The sequence below is a fragment of the Croceitalea marina genome, assembly GCF_042684265.1.
Taxonomy (GTDB): Bacteria; Bacteroidota; Bacteroidia; order Flavobacteriales; family Flavobacteriaceae; genus Croceitalea; species Croceitalea marina.
Map to the genome: position 1 here is coordinate 127286 of NZ_JBHULB010000011.1, position 17825 is coordinate 145110.

The window sequence follows — 17825 nt, forward strand, 5'->3', positions numbered from 1 at the left end:
CACTAATACTGATTTGTTTATAGCACTATGAAAAGTAAGATAAGATGGGGAATAGTCGGTCCGGGTAAGATTGCAAAAGAGTTCGCAGATGATTTAATGCAAGTTGTTGATGCAGAACTTACTGCGGTAGGTTCTAGAAATATGGACAGGGCTATTGCTTTTGCAAATGTGTACAAGACACCTCACATTTTTGATGACTACGACCATTTATTTGCCTGTCCTGATGTTGATGTGATTTATATTGCTACCCCACATACTTTTCATAAAGATTTAGCCATTAGGGCAATGAAGGCTGGTAAGCACGTATTGTGTGAAAAGCCTTTAGGTATTAATGTTACGGAGGTTAAAGAAATGATAGCTGCCGCCTCAGAGAATAAGGTGTTTTTAATGGAGGCATTATGGTCGCGGTTTAACCCTACGATACAAAAAGTAAAAGGCATTACAGAAAGTGGAGCTCTAGGTGAGCTCCGATATATTAATGCTGATTTTGCCTTTTACGCTTTGGATAAGCCGAAGGAATCAAGGCTCCTTAATTTGGATTTGGCGGGGGGGTCTATTCTAGATATCGGAATTTATCCGGTCTTTCTTTCGTATTTACTTTTGGGCATGCCTAAAAGAATAGAAGCAATTTCAAATTTCAATGATGATGGCACCGAAATTCAAACTTCTGTTATTTTTCAATATGAAAATGCGCAGGCTATATTGCATAGTAGTTTAGCCAATGAATCGAGAATGAGCGCTGAAATTTCAGGAACAAAAGGTAGCATTGCATTAGACCCACGATTTCATGAAACTCAAGGATATCATTTAAAGGCAGCTAACGAAATTCGGCACTATGAGTTACCTACAAATGGCAAAGGCTATACTTATGAAATTATCGAGGTTAATAATTGTATAAAGGAAAACAAGACTGAAAGCACCTTATGGTCTCATAAGAATAGTCTAGAACTTATTATTTTGTTGGACACAATACGTCAAAAAACCGGTGTTAGTTTTCCTTTTGAAAATTAAAATATAACAAAAGGTTGTTCATTTTTTACGATATTTGATTTTACACATAAAATTAGAGCAAATTGAAGGATAAGAATACAGTTTTGAGTTGGGCAGTTTTTATTATGATTTTTGTGGGAATGGGAATGATTGCCTTAGGTGCCTTTAAATATGATGAAGTAGCTGGATATGGTTTTGCTGCCGTGGGCGTTGGTTTTTTTGCCATCGCTTGGGTTTTTAATGCACTAAAGGGGCGTGTATAGTTTTTAATTTTTCTTCCAATTTTAATTTCAAAATAGACAATGTCAGACGATAAAAAAGTCATTTTCTCAATGTCTGGGGTAACCAAGACATACAAAAATGCAAACACACCGGTTTTAAAAAATATTTATCTGAGCTTTTTTTATGGTGCTAAGATTGGTATTCTTGGTCTAAATGGTTCTGGTAAGTCCACCTTATTAAAAATTATAGCTGGGGTCGACAAAAACTTTCAGGGCGATGTGGTTTTTTCACCTGGTTATAAAGTGGGCTATCTTGAACAGGAGCCACAATTAGACGAGAATAAAACGGTGCTTGAAATCGTAAAAGAAGGTGCTGCCGAAACGGTTGCGATTCTAGATGAATACAACAAAATAAACGACATGTTTGGCTTGCCCGAGGTATATGAGGATGCAGACAAGATGCAAAAACTCATGGACAAACAAGCGGAACTTCAAGATAAGATTGATGCAAGTAATGCATGGGAACTTGATACTAAGCTCGAAATAGCAATGGATGCCCTGCGCACACCAGATTCAGATAAAAAGATAGGCGTGTTGTCTGGTGGTGAGCGCAGGCGTGTGGCTTTATGTAGATTATTGCTTCAAGAACCGGAAATCTTATTATTAGATGAGCCAACCAACCATTTAGATGCAGAATCTGTTCATTGGTTAGAGCATCATTTGGCGCAATATAAAGGAACCGTAATTGCAGTTACTCACGATAGGTATTTTTTGGATAATGTTGCCGGTTGGATTTTGGAGTTGGATAGGGGAGAAGGTATTCCTTGGAAAGGAAATTACTCAAGTTGGTTAGACCAAAAATCAAAACGATTGGCGCAAGAGAGCAAGCAAGCATCAAAACGTCAAAAAACTTTAGAAAGAGAATTAGAGTGGGTGCGTCAAGGAGCTAAAGGGCGGCAAACCAAGCAGAAAGCTAGGTTGAAGAATTACGACAAACTCATGAGTCAAGATCAAAAACAACTTGACGAAAAATTAGAGATTTATATTCCTAACGGCCCTAGACTTGGAACAAATGTAATCGAGGCCAAGGGAGTCAGTAAGGCCTACGACGACAAATTACTATATGAAGATTTAAATTTTAATCTTCCTCAAGCAGGTATTGTTGGTATTATTGGCCCTAATGGAGCTGGTAAAACAACAATATTTAGAATGATAATGGGAGAAGAACAAGCCGATAAGGGCGAATTTATTGTTGGTGATACCGCTCAATTGGCCTACGTAGACCAGAGTCATTCTAACATTGACCCAGATAAATCGATTTGGGAAAATTTTAGCGATGGTCAAGAGTTGGTCATGATGGGGGGCAGACAAGTGAATTCGAGAGCGTATTTAAGTCGGTTCAACTTTTCAGGAAGCGAACAGAATAAAAAAGTTAGTATGCTGTCCGGAGGAGAGCGTAACCGCCTTCATTTAGCGATGACCTTAAAGGAAGAAGGAAATGTACTTTTATTGGATGAGCCTACCAATGACCTAGATGTAAATACATTGCGAGCCTTGGAAGAGGGGCTAGAAAACTTTGCCGGTTGTGCAGTTGTTATTTCGCACGATAGATGGTTTTTAGATCGAATTTGCACACATATCTTGGCTTTCGAGGGCGATTCTCAAGTCTATTTTTTTGAAGGTTCTTTTTCCGATTATGAAGAGAACAAAAAGAAACGTTTAGGGGGCGATTTAATGCCAAAACGTATCAAGTACAAAAAACTGATTCGTTAATTTTCGGTCTTTAATTTTTCTAAAGTCTTTTGAAGTAGTTTTTTGCTTCGGTCAACGTACATTTTCTTTTGTAACTCTACTGCGCTTGATGATTTAGGTTCATCGGCATTTAGTGTTTTTAGCAATCTATTAAGTACTTGTTCTGCCGCTTGAAGGCTTTTATCCACTTTAGAAATGTATTTTGCCAATTGCAAAGTTTCCAAATCTTGGTTCTCAAGATTTGAAGAAGATACAATTGTCTCACTTGAACTTTCTTCTTCAGAATAAGACTTAGAAGTAGTATCATCCTCGCTATCAGATTTCTGTAATTCTGACATGCTACATTCGTCTAAAGCAGTTATTAATTCATTGATTAGGGACTTTGATTTTTTTGTAAAAAACCTGCCGGCATCCCAATCTATAGGTTCAATAGCTTTATTCAGGTTTTTTAAAATAGAAAAGGTTTTGTCTTCTGCTTCACTGCAACCGCAATCATTCCGTAGCGCTTCCGCTTTTTCCATCGCGATAAGTGCTCGTTCGGCGTAATACATTTGATGTTCAAAATTTGTTGCACTAAGGGCCTTATTAGAATGTGAAAGGGCATAAGTTACTTTAGAGTATAAATTATCACAGGCACTTGACTCTTTTGAATAATGGAAAAATGGATTTAAAAAGATAAAAAGAATGTAAAGATATTTCATGGGGTTTAGGCTAGCATTGCATGTTGGTTTTTATGAATTCAATCCTGTTTCATTTGATGAATGATTGGTTTTAGCTTTGTATTAACGTAGTTTTCAACATTAAATTTTTTTAACTCTGATTTTGTTGCTTTATATAACGGATGAGCAGGATGTCCTTTTTTTGTTGGAACACCGATTATTTTCCAATTTAAGTCTAGGTCTTTTAAGTTTTCATGGATGCTTAGCATACAAAGAGAAAGGTATGTGCGTGATTCTATGAGATTACCAAAGGCGAGCCATATGGTATCAATTTTTAATTCTAAAATCGATTGTTTAATGGCATAACTATTTTTCAAGCGCAAATGATGGTTTACTTCTTTATCCAAAAGGCTAGGGTCGGTACTTCGTTGCGGATATAGGTTATACATTACCCAACCGTCGTAGCCATTAAAAGCGGCAATACGTTTGACCGATTTAAGTGTATTATCTAAATCATTTGGACTTGCAGTACTGGGATTTATACCGATACAGGCAATCGTATTACTGGCTTTTTTTCCCAATACATATCTAACTGTATTGCAGGCAGAATTGCTGTATACCCATTCTATGTTTTCAAAGGCCATTTAACATAACTTGAAAAGAGTGCTCAAATAACGAACGCTGAAAATAGTATTGTAGTATATTTCTTACTAAAAATCATTATTTGGATACCAATCCAACTGCACCACTTCAATCTTTTGATTGGTTTTATGAACGAGGCTTCTGAACTTGGTCACATCACTAATATCTGGTCGGCCCCTATAATGGTATGGATAAACCTGCTTTGGTTTAAACTCAAGAACAGCATCGGCTGCACTTTCCTCAGTCATGGTATAGGGTAGGTTCATACAGATGAAGGCCATGTCTATATTCTTAAGAGCTCTCATTTCAGCAATGTCTTCAGTATCGCCGGAAAAATAAAGGCGTTTACCATCCATATTCAAGACATAACCATTACCTCTGCCTTTCGTATGAAACTTTAGGGCTTCTTCTCGCAAATTATACATTGGTATGGCTTCGACGGTAATACCGAAACGTTCTTTTGACTCCCCGTTGTTAAGCACATCGATCTGTGGAGTAAATTCTTCAGGTATTTTATCGGCAACAGCCTGGGGTACTATGATTTTAGCATTCTCGGTATTCAAAGCTTGAAGCGTTTTCAAACTAAAGTGGTCGCCGTGTATGTCAGTAATCAAAATAAGATCTGGTTCTGCATAAGGTTTAAACTTTTCGAGACCGCCAACTGGATCAATATAAATGGTAAATTTCTTCCATTCTAAGACTGCAGTTGCATGTTCTATAGGATGTATTTTCACCTCTTCTTCAACCGTCATGACCGATTTTTGAGTTGTTTTTCGAGAAGATTTCTCCTTACATCCAATCAAAAAGAAAAGAAGCAGAACGATATAGACATTAGATTTAGTCACTTTACAAAAGTTTAACATTCTCTTTAAAGGTACATTATGACTAGGTTGGAGAAAAAAAATTAACATTTTAATTATTTAAAACATCCAAAAGAAATCTTGTCACGTAAATAGACCAGAAGCAAACAACATAGGTTTGTTTTAAAAGAAAGATATTAAAATCAAATTATTATGACAGACACTAAAAGTAACAACAGTTTAAAAGTGATAGCAGGTCTACTAGGGGTTATCCTATTAGGAACTATCATTTTCGCGGTAACTCAATATAACGAGAACAAGAAGAACACCGCAGCACTTACTCAAGAAAAAGAGTTGGTAGTTGAAGATTTAAATAATCTTAAATCAGAGTATGACAAAGCAATTTTAGAAAGCAATGCAACAAACGAAGAGTTGGTAGCTGCAAGAGATAACATTGCGCAGTACATTGATTCTGTACAAAGTATGAAAGCTGATATTGCTTCACTTTCTAGATACAGAAGACAAGTAAGTGTTTTAAAAGCAGAGCGTGAAGAGTTATTGAGACAAGTTGATTCGTTGTCACAGTCTAATACTATGTTGGCTATGCAAAGAGATAGTACATTCGTTGAATTGGAGAAGCAAACCGTATTCAACGATTCTTTAGTTGTGCAGAATACACAATTAGCTGATGCCGTAGAAAGAGGTTCAGCTTTAAACTTGACTACACAAAGTGTTGATGCAGTAAAAGAAAGAAGCAGTGGTAAATTAGTTTCTACATCTAGAGCTAAAGCAACCGATAAATTTAGAGTATGTTTCACTGTAGCTCCAAATACCATTGCTCAGGCAGGAGATAGAGAATTCTTTATCGAAGTATTAGACCCACAGGGTAATATCTTAGGTGAGAGCTTGAGCAAGTCTAATGAAAGTGGCTCTTCAATTTCATATACGAAAGGAACACAATTCTATTATGAGAATGGGGCCTTAGACGTATGTGATTATGTAAATAAGCCAGCTGGAGATTTCCAAAAAGGAAACTATATGGTGAATGTATATGACGATGGATTGAAATTGTTAGGTACATCAAAATTCACGTTAAAATAAATTACGTAAACACTATCCACGTAAAAAAAAAGGGACGTCTCTAACGAGCATCCCTTTTTTCTTTGAAAACTTCTTGAAAATCTATTTAAGGCTCCCTACCATTTTTTCAGGTTTTACCCATTCATCATATTCTTCAGGTGTAACATAGCCTAGATTAACCGCTTCCTCTTTTAAGGTTGTTCCATTCTTGTGGGCGGTATTTGCAATTTCAGCAGCTTTGTAGTAGCCAATCTTTGTGTTTAATGCAGTCACCAACATTAAAGAGTTATTCAATAATGTCTTTATAGTTTCGTGATTAGGTTCTATACCCGAGGCACAGTTTACATCAAAACTTACGCAGGCATCGCCCAATAATTGTGCTGATTGTAAAATATTTGCGGCCATCATTGGTTTGAACACATTTAATTCATAATGCCCTTGGGTGCCACCTACACTAATGGCAACATCGTTTCCGATGACTTGTGCGCAGACCATCGTCAATGCCTCAGATTGTGTAGGGTTGACTTTACCAGGCATGATAGAACTACCAGGTTCGTTAGCAGGAATTATAATTTCCCCAATACCTGAACGCGGTCCAGAAGCCATCATTCTAATATCGTTGGCAATTTTATTTAAGGAAACGGCTAACTGTTTTAGTGCTCCATGACTTTCAACAATGGCATCATGGGCAGCTAAGGCCTCAAACTTATTTTCTGCAGTTACAAAGGGAAGTCCACTGAACTCGGCAATATACTTTGCAACTAGAACAGCATAGCCTTCAGGAGTGTTCAGACCCGTACCTACAGCGGTTCCACCAAGTGCTAGTTCACTCATATGGGGCAAGGTATTCTTGAGCGCCTTTAGACCATGGTCTAGTTGCGAAACATAACCTGAAAATTCTTGCCCTAAGGTCAGGGGAGTGGCATCCATTAAATGCGTACGCCCAATCTTTACTACATCTTTAAATTCGTTCACTTTTTTGGCAAGGCTATCCCGTAATTGTTGTACTCCAGGTATGGTAACTTCAATTATCTTTTTGTAGGCAGCAATATGCATTCCTGTAGGGAAGGTATCGTTTGATGATTGTGATTTGTTTACATCATCATTAGGCTGTATGGTTTTTTCTCCCTCACCAATTCTTTTACCTGCTAATTCATGCGCCCGATTGGCAATAACTTCATTCACGTTCATATTACTTTGGGTACCTGAACCAGTTTGCCAAATGACCAAAGGAAATTGGTCATCATGTTTGCCTTCTAGAATTTCATCGCATACATCAGCAATAAGGTCGCGCTTATCTTTTGGCAAAACACCTAGTTCGTGATTGGTATAAGCGGCGGCTTTTTTTAGATAAGCAAAACCATAAACAACCTCTAAGGGCATTGAGGCCGGCGCACCAATTTTAAAGTTATTTCTTGAGCGTTCCGTTTGAGCACCCCAATATTTATCTGATGGCACCTTTACTTCGCCCATCGTATCTTTTTCAATTCTATAACTCATAGTTCCGTAATTATGGTAACAAAGGTAAAGTTTAGTCCTTTTATTTTTTGGAGATTGGGTATAGTTTTAAAATTTTATTAGCAACAGATTTGCAATTTTGCACCTTTTCAAGGTATCTTTGTAGTATAAATTAAATTTTCATGGTAGAGTTTGACCAATATCTCGGATTTTTAGCTTTTTTGACCATACTTACGATTGGATTCTGGTTAATGATTTTTCTATTAACTTTTGTAGTTCCTTATTGGTTAGGTGGAAATTTACTGGAAATGTGGAAAGAAAGACGCGAGGCTAAAAGAGCTAAGCGCAACGAATAAAAAAAGGAGCCATTTGGCTCCTTTTTTGTTTATTATCCTTCAAATTCTTCTCCGCCCCCGTCGTCACCCTGTCTTCCTTGGCTTCGTTTCTTCTTTTGGTTAAAGCGATAGGTGAAAGAAAGATTATAACTTCTTACCCTCCATTGAAATTTACTATCACTGTTGAAAAATGGAGTTACTGTCTCACTAACTCTTCTTTGGCTATTAAAAACATCACTTATATTAAATGCAAGGGAAGCCTTTTCTTTAAATAAGTCTTTACTAAAGGCCAAACTCATAGAGAATATGCCCTGATTTTTTGTTTGTGCGGTTTCAGAAGGTCCTCTGTAGAACAATCTGGTTTGCCAGTCGACCTTTCCTGGCAAAGTAATCTTATTGTTCAATCTGACAAACCAACTTAAATTGTCAGCATCGAAGTTTTGACCATTAAAATCACCTCGGGTAATCAAATTGAAAAGATTTACATTACCATTAATGTTCCATTTTTTTGTTGGTCGGTAATTGGCATTCATTTCAAAACCATAACGATCATTCTTTGCTAGATTAACAGGCGTTCTTCTAATAATACTTACTTGTTCCCCGTCAAAAACAGTATCCTCTTCCGTATCTTCAGTAATGAATGTAATAACATCTGTAGCTCTTGCGAAGTAGATAGAGCTATTGAGGGTTAACTTTTTATAACGTTTTAGGTATCCAAAATCCACCTGATTAGAAAATGATGGGGTTAAGTTCGGATTCCCTTGGAAAAGATTGGTAGGGCTTGACCTGGAAGGGAAAGGATTTAAAAAGCGAGACCTGGGCCTTCTAATTCTTCTGTTATAACCGAACTGTAGGCTTTCCATTTCATTAAACTCATAGTTTAAGTTTAAAGTGGGGAAAAGACCATCAAAATTATTTCTATTAAAATCTCCTGTTTCAATTTGATTGATAATCAATCTTGTAGATTCATAACGAAGACCACTTAAGAAAGAGAATTTTTTAATTTTTGTTCCGAATTGGGTGTATACTGCATTAATGGTCTCTTTATAGTCGAGTACATTGCTTGGGTTGGTAATGCCCAGTTCAGCTATGGTCGGGCTAATAAAGACAACATCATAATCCGTATTTAGTTTATTAAAGTCCCCACGATACCCCAGTTCAAACTGGCCGTTTTCACCAATGGGAACAACATAATCAGATTGCATAAACACCCTGCGTTGATCTTCAATGGTTGCAACACTTTCACTATCAAAACCATTTTGAATAATTAAAGACTCTTCAGATTCATCACTGGTTTCGTATTGAAACGCAAAGGTCAATTTGTGGTCAGAATTGCCATTGAATTGTTTATCATAATTCAAAGAATACTGAAAAGTTTTATCATCTTCAGTTTCTGGGTCAAATCGAAATCCAGAACTTGTATCGCCCAAAGCATCGGTTTGAAAAAAGGTATTTGTTGTTTCACTGCTATTGTTAGAGCTTCTTAGAAAAATGGACTGCGTAATAGACGAAGTTTTATTTACATACCATTCAACTCCAAAATTTACGTTGTATCCTTTTCTTTCTCGTTCGATGTCGCGTTCTTCTCTGATGGAATTTGTGAAAGCGCCTGTTGCATCGAAAAAATTAGTGGCATTAAAAGAATTTCCGGGGCGTTGTCGATAGTTATACCCTGTATTTGTAAAAATATTTAGGTCTCCGGTTCTATAATTTAAATTTCCGTTTATGCCAGCGGAGTACGGATATCCTAGATTGGTGGTCAATGCTCCGTTTAAACCTTGTAGTTTGCTTCGTCTTAAAATAATGTTGATGATTCCGCCAGAACCTTCTGCATCATACCGAGCCGAAGGAGAGGTGATGACCTCGACTTTTTCTATAGATTCAGCAGGTAGTTGGCGCAAAGCATCAGTACTGTTTAGACCGGTAATAGCAGAGGGCTTACCATTGATTAAGATACGAACATCATCATTTCCCCTGAGTTGAACATTGCCTTCAACGTCTACGGAAACTGAAGGCACATTGTCTAAAACGTCGCTTACCGTACCACCACTAACGGTAAGGTCTTTGCCAACATTATAAATCTTCTTATCTAATCGTAATTCTACTGTCGTGCGTTCGGCAATGACGTCTACTTCGGCTAGTTGTTCTACATCTATGGAAAGGGTAATCGTACCTAAATCAGTGTCTGAACGGAGTAGTTGCTTCTCTTTTCTAAATGTTTTATATGAAATAAATTCAACGGATATGTTGTACATGCCAGCAGGTGCTTCTACTTCAAATACACCATCTAAATTGGTGATTCCTCCTGTTACCTCTTGTGGGTTGCGAACGCTTTGCAGTACGAGCGTGGCATATTCCAATGGATCGCCAGAACCTTTTTCGATTACCTTTCCTGTTACTTTTATGTTTGGTCTCTGGCCTTGGGGTCTTTGAGCTATTAACGTTGTTAGGTTTAAAACAAGCGTTAAAAGTAACAGTTTCTTCATATTAGGATTTTGATTTCTTTTTCTTTTTTTTCTTCTTCGCCTTGAATTGGTTCTTTTGTAAGTTCAAGTAGGCATTGTATTTTTCTTCGGGAAGTCCAGCCTTTATTTCTTCATCTTGAAGCTTTGCAAGTTTCTCATATTCTTCTTTCATTTTTTTGGGCTCGAGTTTCAGTATTTGAAGCTCCATTCTTTTCTGCACATATTTAATTAAAGTGGTACGAACCACGGCCTCTTCAAAAGGGTCAAGCTCTAATGACTCAGAAATTTTGGGCATTTGTTCATCAACTACTTCGTCTGCAGTTTTTGCTTCTGGTTCTTTTGGAGGCGTTTGAGCCTGAGGTATGGCACTTCTTCCGCCCTGTCTGCCATAGCGATTACCATAACCGTATTGTGCTTCAACGGTATAAGTGCTTAAAAGAAAAAATAAAAAAGCAAGTTGTAGTAGTGCTTTCATAATATTAAGATTTCAAAATTAGAGTAAGGTTTAAACTAGCTTGGTTAAATGTATGTTAAATGAATCGATGTGTACAAAACAATATTTGTGCCGAATCTTATTATTCCTCTGTTTTTTGCCCCATCATCATTAAAAATGCTTTTAGAAACCTATCGATATCCCCGTCCATTACGGCATCTACATTACCGGTTTCCTCAGCTGTTCTTACATCTTTGACCAACTTATAAGGGTGCATTACATAATTTCTGATTTGTGAACCCCATTCAATCTTCATTTTTGAGGATTCTATCTCTTGTCTAGCTTCTTGTTTTTTTCTCAGTTCTATTTCGTAGAGCTGCGATTTTAACATTTTCATTGCCGTAGCTCTATTGTCATGTTGCGAACGTGAATCAGAACAGGAAATTTGAATGCCAGTAGGCTTATGAACCAATTGCACCTTGGTTTCAACTTTATTTACATTCTGTCCACCAGCTCCACTAGATCTCGCAGTTGTAATTTCAATATCAGCAGGATTGATATCAATTTCTATAGTATCATCTGCTAAAGGATAAACATAAACCGATGCAAATGAAGTATGACGCTTGGCATTACTATCAAATGGCGAGATTCGGACCAAACGATGCACTCCGTTTTCCCCTTTTAACCAACCAAAGGCATAATCCCCCTCAATTTCAATGGTAACCGTTTTTATTCCGGCTACATCTCCTTCTTGATAGTTTAGCTCTTTTACTTTATAACCATTCTTTTCGCTCCACATCAAATACATACGCATCAACATGGCCGCCCAATCACAGCTTTCGGTACCTCCGGCACCTGCAGTTATCTGCAGAACAGCTGTAAGTTCGTCCCCTTCATCCGAAAGCATATTCTTGAACTCCAAATTTTCAAGAAGTTCGACCGCCTTGTCGTGTTTTTCAGAAACTTCTTCCTCACCGACCTCCCCAGCCTCTTGAAATTCCAATAAAACTTCTAAGTCGTTGATAAGGGTCTTGGCCGAGTTAAAACTTTCGACCCAATTCTTCTTAGATTTTATAGATTTCATCTGAATTTGGGCCTCTTTCGGATTGTCCCAAAAGCCAGGAGCTAAGGTTTTCTCCTCTTCGTTTTCTATCTGAATAAGCTTGGCATCAATGTCAAAGATACCTCCTTAACGCACCAAGGCGATCCATGAGATCTTTATGTTGATCTGTAGTTACCATATAAAATGTTTAGAACAAAAATAGGCTTTGCACTATGGCTAGGCAATCAATTTTATATAAATTTAGAATTCCAATAAAACCAAACATGAAAAACAGCTTGACTTTTATTTTCGCAGTGGTATTTTCAATTTCATCTGCACTTGCCCAAAGTTTTGACAAGACAAAGAATTTTCAAAAATTTAATGGCTATTTCAACTTTTACTATGATGATGGTAATGATAAGATGTACTTACAAGTAGATGATTTAGAAAAGGAATTTCTCTATGTATATTCTTTAAGTAGTGGTATCGGCAGCAATGATATTGGTTTAGATAGGGGGCAGCTCGGTAATGAGCAGGTTGTTTTTTTTAGAAAAGCAGGAACAAAATTGATGCTCGTTCAGCCGAATCTAAAGTTTAGGGCCCTCACCGAAAATGACTTAGAACGTAAATCGGTTGAACAGGCCTTCGCAAAATCTATTTTACATGGATTTAAGATTATTGAGGAACAGAAAGGAAGCTATTTAATCGATATCACTGATTTTTTAATGCGTGATGCCCATGGCGTGAGCGGCAGGTTGCAACGTAGTAAGCAAGGTTCTTATAGCCTTGATAAAAGTAAAAGCGCTTTGGCGTTAGAACGTACAAAAGCTTTCCCCAAAAATATAGAATTCGATGTCACTTTAACTTTTAAGGGACAACCCAAAGGAAATTATATCAGATCGGTTACACCCAACGCAAATTTGGTTACGGTTGCCCAGCACCATTCCTTAATTGAATTACCAGATTCGAAGTATGAAAAACGCGTATTTGACCCAAGATGTGGATCTTATCCCTTTTCATATTATGATTATGCCACTCCAGTGCAAGAGCCCATTTTAAAGCGTTACATTACAAGACATCGTTTAGAAAAGAAAAACCCTAACGCCGAGCTTAGTGAAGCTGTTGCCCCGATTATTTATTATTTAGATAATGGTACACCAGAGCCTGTGCGCTCCGCATTATTGGATGGAGGACGTTGGTGGAATCAAGCTTTTGAGGCCATTGGCTATAAAGACGCTTTTCAACTTAAAATTTTACCAGACGATGCAGATCCAATGGACGTGCGGTATAATGTAATTCAATGGGTTCATCGTTCCACACGAGGTTGGAGCTATGGCAGCAGTATAACCGACCCAAGAACAGGTGAAATCATGAAAGGGCATGTGAGTTTGGGTAGTTTACGAATACGGCAAGATTTTTTAATAGCCCAGGCGCTGATGAACAAACCTTTTGCCGAGCGTGACGATAACTACCAGCCTATGTTAGAAATGGCCTTGGCTAGAATACGTCAGCTATCTGCCCATGAGATAGGGCACACCCTAGGTTTTGCCCACAATTTTGCCGCAAGCACCAATGGCCGGGCTTCGGTTATGGATTATCCTCACCCTCAATTCAAGTTAAATGGTGATGAAATTGACTTTTCGGAGGCTTATGCCGTAAATATTGGTGATTGGGACAAAGTAACCGTGGCATATTCGTATTCCGATTTTCCAAGAAATTCTGAGCAAGAAGGATTGCAAAATATTTTGAAAGATGCTCAAAATGCAGGTTTGCGATATATATCTGACCAAGACGCAAGGCCAATGGGAGGCGCCCATGCTTTGGCACACCTCTGGGACAATGGAAATAATATAAGCATGGAACTCGAAGAGGTTTTAAAAATAAGGAAAACAGCTATCAACAATTTTTCAATAGACAATATTAGAAGGGGAGAACCAAACTCTGTCTTAGAAGATGTTTTTTCACCGCTTTATTTTTTCCATCGCTATCAAACAGAAGGCGTGGCTAAAATAATTGGAGGGTTGGATTATAATTATGCAGTCAAAGGTGATGGTCAAAAAACCGTTTCTATGGTAAACAAATCAACTCAAGAAGAAGCGCTTAAAAGTATATTAAAAACCTTAGATGCTGCACAGATTGCCATTCCTAGTGAAAAGTTAGCATTGTTTCCACCAAGGGCAATCGGGTATGGCAGGTCAAGAGAATCATTGAAAGGAAAGACTGGTGTTTCTTTCGATGCACTTTCTGCGCCAGAAACTGCCGCCGATATGACCCTGGGATTATTACTGCATCCAGAACGTGCTTCTCGACTTATTCAACAAAATGCTACGGACACTGATAATCTGGGCTTGCAGGAGGTTTTGGATGCGCTTGTTGATAGCACTATTAATAGGTCTATAAAAAACCCGTATTTAAATGAAGTTCAGCAAAACATTAATTTTAGGGTGTTGTTCCATATAATGAATTTAGCTTCGCATACAGAAGTTCATCCTCAGGTAAATGCAATAGCAAATCAAACGCTTAGAAATCTTTCTCAGAAAATTGCTTTAGCGGGATTAAAAAATCCAATTAAAGCTGAGATGTCTCGAAGAATAAGTGATTTTTATGCACATCCTGAGCAGTTTCAGGTTATTCCAACACCTACGATTCCTGATGGCTCACCTATAGGAATGGCCTGTTTTAATTAAACGGTTTTATGGAAATAAATTTAATAAGTGACACGGTCACAAAGCCAACTGCTGGAATGCTTGATGCGATGATGAATGCGGAAGTAGGGGATGACGTCTTTAAAAATGACCCTACCGTAAATCAATTGGAAGCCAAGGTTGCCGAATTGTTTGGCATGGAAGCATCCTTATTTTTTCCGAGTGGCAGTATGACCAATCAAACGGCAATAAAATTGCATACTCAACCTGGGGAACAATTGATCTGTGATAAGTATGCCCATGTATACAATTATGAGGGCGGTGGTGCTAGTTTTAATAGTGGTGTTTCCTGCAAACTTGTAGATGGAAATAGGGGAATGATGACAGCTGAGCAGGTGGAAGCCGGTATAAATCCTCCTGATTTTTATCATAGCCCTCTAACTAGTTTGGTCTGTATTGAAAACACAACCAATAAAGGTGGTGGCGCTTGTTGGAGTTTTGATGAGCTAAAGCGAATAAGAAAAGTATGTGACGACAATAATCTTAAATATCATTTGGATGGTGCCCGACTTTGGAATGCGATGGTTGCAAAAGGTGAAACGCCCAAGCAATATGGTGCATTGTTTGATTCAATCAGCGTTTGTTTGAGCAAAGGTCTTGGATGCCCAATAGGCTCCGTTTTGGTTGGTAGCGAAAAACTTATTCATGAAGCGGTAAGGGTGCGTAAAATTTTAGGAGGGGGAATGCGACAAGCTGGGTTTTTAGCCGCTGCAGGCATTTATGCTTTGGATAATCATGTTGAAAGATTGGCAGATGATCATCGACAGGCCCTAGAAATAGGTTCTGTTCTAAACAATCTTGAGGTAATAAAGAAAGTCGAGCCTATTGAAACGAATATCATCATTTTTGAGGTAGAGGAATCTTTAATTTCTGCAGATGTGTTTGTAAAAAAGCTTGAAGAAAATAATATTTCGATCATTAGTATGGGTCAGGGTAAACTAAGAATCGTCACGCACCTAGATTATACGAATACCATGCATCTTAAATTTTTAGAAATCCTTGAAGATTTATTTTAATTCTGATTTTATCGACGAAAAATCAGAAGTTAAGTGATAAACTATTGTATTTTAAATAATTACAAGTGATACTAACTTTTGATTTAAGCGATTTTTATTGAATTATTCGTAACGCATTCCTTGTACTTGATAAATTATTTTCAAATTTTGTGACTTTTTTAAGAAATAGGGTTCTTAGTTATTGATTAGGATATATATTGTATATCACTATAAATTTAATTAACTAACACAGTAACACTAACTATTATGAAAAAAGTTCTATTTCTTTTGGCAGTATTTGCCACCGCCGCAATTAATGCGCAAGATTTACCTACAAACCCAGAACCAGGTAAATGTTATGTACGTTGTACTACCCCTGATGTTTACACCAATGAAACAATGACAGTAGTAACAAAGCCTGCTTATAAGGTTTTAAAAACAGTTCCTGCAACTTACAAGACAGTTACAGAAAGAGTATTGGTAAAAGAAGAAGGTAAGAGACTTGCTGTAATTCCGGCAAAATGGGGAACTGAAACAGTATCTTATGTTTCTAAAGAAGCAGGAAATTCTTTAAGAATTACACCTGCTAGTTTTAGAGCCAGTTCTGAAACAATTGAGGTTAAACCAGCCTATGCTCAATGGGAGCTTGGTTCACCAGCCCCAGATTGTGCTTCTGGAAACCCTGATGATTGTCGCTACTGGTGTTATAAAGGTTACCCAGCAGAATACACTACGGTAAGCACTCAAGTTCTTGCAAATGATGCATCAACTGAAAAGATTGCCGGTTCAGTAAAGAATGCTACATATACCAAAAGAGTAATGTTAGAGCCAGCCAAGGTTGTTGAAGAGGTAATTCCTGCTGAATATGCTACCATTACTAAAACGGTATTGGATAAAGATGCCTACACTGTTGAAGAAACTGTGCCAGCTGTAACTAAGACGATTACTAAGGAAGTATTAAAAACTAAAGGTGGATTAACTACTTGGAAAGAAGTTGAATGTTCATTGGTCGAGTACCAAGCTTTACCTATCAACTGGAATTTAGGAAGCGCAAGCTTAACTGCTGAGGCTAAAAGAATCATCGATTCTAGATTAATGCCTGTATTACAACAAAATCCTGGTACTAAATTAGAGATCGCTTCTCATACTGATGCCAGAGGTGGCGCAACATCTAACCAAAGTCTTTCTGAAAGAAGAGCTAAGGCTGTTGCCGATTACTTAATTTCTAAAGGTGTTAACTCTAGCTTATTGGTAGCTAACGGTTACGGAGAAAGAAAATTGAAAAATAGATGTGCCGATGGCGTTTCTTGTACTGAAAGAGAGCACTCTGCAAACAGAAGAACTGAATTTAGATTGATTAATAACTAAACACTACTATTCAATCATTAAAAAGCCTCCTTTTCGGGAGGCTTTTTTTATTTGTTCTTTTTTAAAAAATCGAGGTGGTATTTTACCTCTCCATTCATGCTATACCCGGAATAATCATCAAGCAATACCCCATTAGGGCTGAGTACTGCCATTAAGGGGAAAACACCTTTTTTATTGTATTTGGGCAGTAGCTCCTTATTTTTTGCGTATTGTTCTGGTGTGAGGATATCTTTATTCCTTGGAATGTCAACATATAATAGCACATATTCTGCAGACAATTCACGAAATTCATTGGTGTCAAATAAATCTTTTTTGAGCATCTTACATGGAGGGCACCAATCACTTCCCGTAAAATATACCAATACATTCTTTTTATTTTTTTTAGCCTGTTTTAAAACAGTCTTATAATCCGTTTGCCATTCTACAGAAGTCAATTCTGTTTCCGAAACCTTCGGAACCAGAAACAGAAAAGTTAAAATATATAATAAGGTTTTCATTTCTTTTTATTTTCTATGGGCAAAAAGCTTGCCGTTTATTTAAATAACGAATCCATTCCCGGAATATTGGGCATACCTTCCTTGGCCACTGCAGCAAGCTCTGTCTCGTTTATAGCTGTTGCTTTTTCAATGGCCTTATTTAGGGTAAGCACTAAATAATCTTCTAATTGCTCCTTATCTTCCAAAAGATTGGCATCAATGCTTATATTCTTTATGAGTCTATTGGCGGTAAGCGTAACTCTTAATAACCCATCCGATGAGGCTTCATCTACCATTACCGTATCTAAACGTGCCTTTGTTGTTTTTACTTTTTCTTGGGTGTCTTTAAGCTTACCCATCATACCCATTAAATCACCAAACATAGTTTTCAAGATTAAATTCAA

Annotated in this window: 17 protein-coding genes; 8 read left to right on the plus strand and 9 right to left on the minus strand. The window is 37.5% G+C overall.

The window, feature by feature from the left end:
- The first annotated feature begins 27 nt into the window (after positions 1 to 27).
- The 3 genes from ACFSQJ_RS09520 (at position 28) to ettA (ending at position 2984) form a co-directional block, all read left to right on the plus strand.
- Positions 28 to 1011: a Gfo/Idh/MocA family protein gene (locus ACFSQJ_RS09520; RefSeq protein WP_377766727.1), complete on the plus strand. Its 984-nt coding sequence runs from the start codon at positions 28 to 30 to the stop codon at positions 1009 to 1011.
- Between the two features lie 62 nt (positions 1012 to 1073).
- Complete coding sequence (locus ACFSQJ_RS09525) at positions 1074 to 1253, plus strand: CAL67264 family membrane protein (RefSeq protein WP_377766728.1); 180 nt, start codon at positions 1074 to 1076, stop codon at positions 1251 to 1253.
- Positions 1254 to 1292: 39 nt separating this feature from the next.
- The gene (gene ettA, locus ACFSQJ_RS09530) at positions 1293 to 2984 is read left to right on the plus strand and encodes an energy-dependent translational throttle protein EttA (protein ID WP_377766729.1); all 1692 of its coding nucleotides are present in this window, start codon (positions 1293 to 1295) and stop codon (positions 2982 to 2984) included.
- Here the strand turns inward: ettA and ACFSQJ_RS09535 are convergent.
- From ACFSQJ_RS09535 to ACFSQJ_RS09545, 3 genes are all read right to left on the minus strand, one after another.
- The gene (locus tag ACFSQJ_RS09535; protein WP_377766730.1) at positions 2981 to 3664 is read right to left on the minus strand and encodes a hypothetical protein; all 684 of its coding nucleotides are present in this window, start codon (positions 3662 to 3664) and stop codon (positions 2981 to 2983) included. The genes ettA and ACFSQJ_RS09535 overlap by 4 nt on opposite strands.
- Positions 3665 to 3702: 38 nt before the next feature.
- Positions 3703 to 4266 (minus strand): DUF1643 domain-containing protein, encoded by a 564-nt coding sequence (locus ACFSQJ_RS09540; protein ID WP_377766731.1) that lies wholly within the window; start codon positions 4264 to 4266, stop codon positions 3703 to 3705.
- Between the two features lie 66 nt (positions 4267 to 4332).
- A complete protein-coding gene (locus tag ACFSQJ_RS09545; RefSeq protein ID WP_377766732.1) occupies positions 4333 to 5109 on the minus strand; it encodes an MBL fold metallo-hydrolase in 777 nt (258 codons plus the stop codon).
- Between the two features lie 168 nt (positions 5110 to 5277).
- On the opposite strand from ACFSQJ_RS09545, the gene ACFSQJ_RS09550 reads away from it, so the two are divergent.
- Positions 5278 to 6165, plus strand: coding sequence for a hypothetical protein (locus tag ACFSQJ_RS09550; protein ID WP_377766733.1), 888 nt, complete (start codon positions 5278 to 5280; stop codon positions 6163 to 6165).
- 81 nt (positions 6166 to 6246) lie between these two features.
- On the opposite strand, the gene fumC is transcribed toward ACFSQJ_RS09550, so the two are convergent.
- Positions 6247 to 7644, minus strand: coding sequence for a class II fumarate hydratase (fumC, locus tag ACFSQJ_RS09555; protein WP_377766734.1), 1398 nt, complete (start codon positions 7642 to 7644; stop codon positions 6247 to 6249).
- A 140-nt stretch (positions 7645 to 7784) separates the two neighbouring features.
- Between fumC and ACFSQJ_RS09560 the strand changes: the two genes are divergently transcribed.
- Positions 7785 to 7958, plus strand: a complete 174-nt coding sequence (locus ACFSQJ_RS09560; RefSeq protein WP_339334685.1) for a hypothetical protein — start codon at positions 7785 to 7787, stop codon at positions 7956 to 7958.
- A 32-nt stretch (positions 7959 to 7990) separates the two neighbouring features.
- Here the strand turns inward: ACFSQJ_RS09560 and ACFSQJ_RS09565 are convergent, their stop codons facing one another.
- The 3 genes from ACFSQJ_RS09565 to prfB form a co-directional block, all read right to left on the minus strand.
- Positions 7991 to 10423 carry a TonB-dependent receptor domain-containing protein gene (locus ACFSQJ_RS09565; protein ID WP_377766735.1) on the minus strand — a complete coding sequence of 811 codons (2433 nt, stop codon included), beginning with the start codon at positions 10421 to 10423 and terminating at the stop codon, positions 7991 to 7993.
- A 1-nt stretch (position 10424) separates the two neighbouring features.
- Positions 10425 to 10877 carry a hypothetical protein gene (locus tag ACFSQJ_RS09570; RefSeq protein WP_377766736.1) on the minus strand — a complete coding sequence of 151 codons (453 nt, stop codon included), beginning with the start codon at positions 10875 to 10877 and terminating at the stop codon, positions 10425 to 10427.
- Between the two features lie 100 nt (positions 10878 to 10977).
- Positions 10978 to 12076 (minus strand): peptide chain release factor 2 gene (gene prfB / locus ACFSQJ_RS09575; protein WP_377766737.1). Its coding sequence is split into 2 segments (ribosomal slippage): positions 10978 to 12012 and positions 12014 to 12076, totalling 1098 coding nucleotides; the frame shifts between segments, so codons are not numbered across the junction.
- A gap of 85 nt (positions 12077 to 12161) precedes the next feature.
- On the opposite strand from prfB, the gene ACFSQJ_RS09580 reads away from it, so the two are divergent.
- From ACFSQJ_RS09580 to ACFSQJ_RS09590, 3 genes are all read left to right on the plus strand, one after another.
- Positions 12162 to 14564 (plus strand): zinc-dependent metalloprotease, encoded by a 2403-nt coding sequence (locus tag ACFSQJ_RS09580; RefSeq protein WP_377766738.1) that lies wholly within the window; start codon positions 12162 to 12164, stop codon positions 14562 to 14564.
- 8 nt (positions 14565 to 14572) lie between these two features.
- Entirely contained in the window at positions 14573 to 15598 is a 1026-nt protein-coding gene (locus ACFSQJ_RS09585) for a threonine aldolase family protein (protein WP_377766739.1), read from the plus strand.
- A 246-nt stretch (positions 15599 to 15844) separates the two neighbouring features.
- Positions 15845 to 16945 carry an OmpA family protein gene (locus tag ACFSQJ_RS09590; protein ID WP_377766740.1) on the plus strand — a complete coding sequence of 367 codons (1101 nt, stop codon included), beginning with the start codon at positions 15845 to 15847 and terminating at the stop codon, positions 16943 to 16945.
- Positions 16946 to 16992: 47 nt separating this feature from the next.
- On the opposite strand, the gene ACFSQJ_RS09595 is transcribed toward ACFSQJ_RS09590, so the two are convergent.
- Together ACFSQJ_RS09595 and ACFSQJ_RS09600 are read right to left on the minus strand one after the other, a co-directional pair.
- Positions 16993 to 17442, minus strand: coding sequence for a thioredoxin family protein (locus ACFSQJ_RS09595; RefSeq protein ID WP_377766741.1), 450 nt, complete (start codon positions 17440 to 17442; stop codon positions 16993 to 16995).
- Positions 17443 to 17477: 35 nt separating this feature from the next.
- A complete protein-coding gene (locus ACFSQJ_RS09600) occupies positions 17478 to 17804 on the minus strand; it encodes a YbaB/EbfC family nucleoid-associated protein (RefSeq protein WP_377766742.1) in 327 nt (108 codons plus the stop codon).
- Positions 17805 to 17825: the final 21 nt, after the last annotated feature.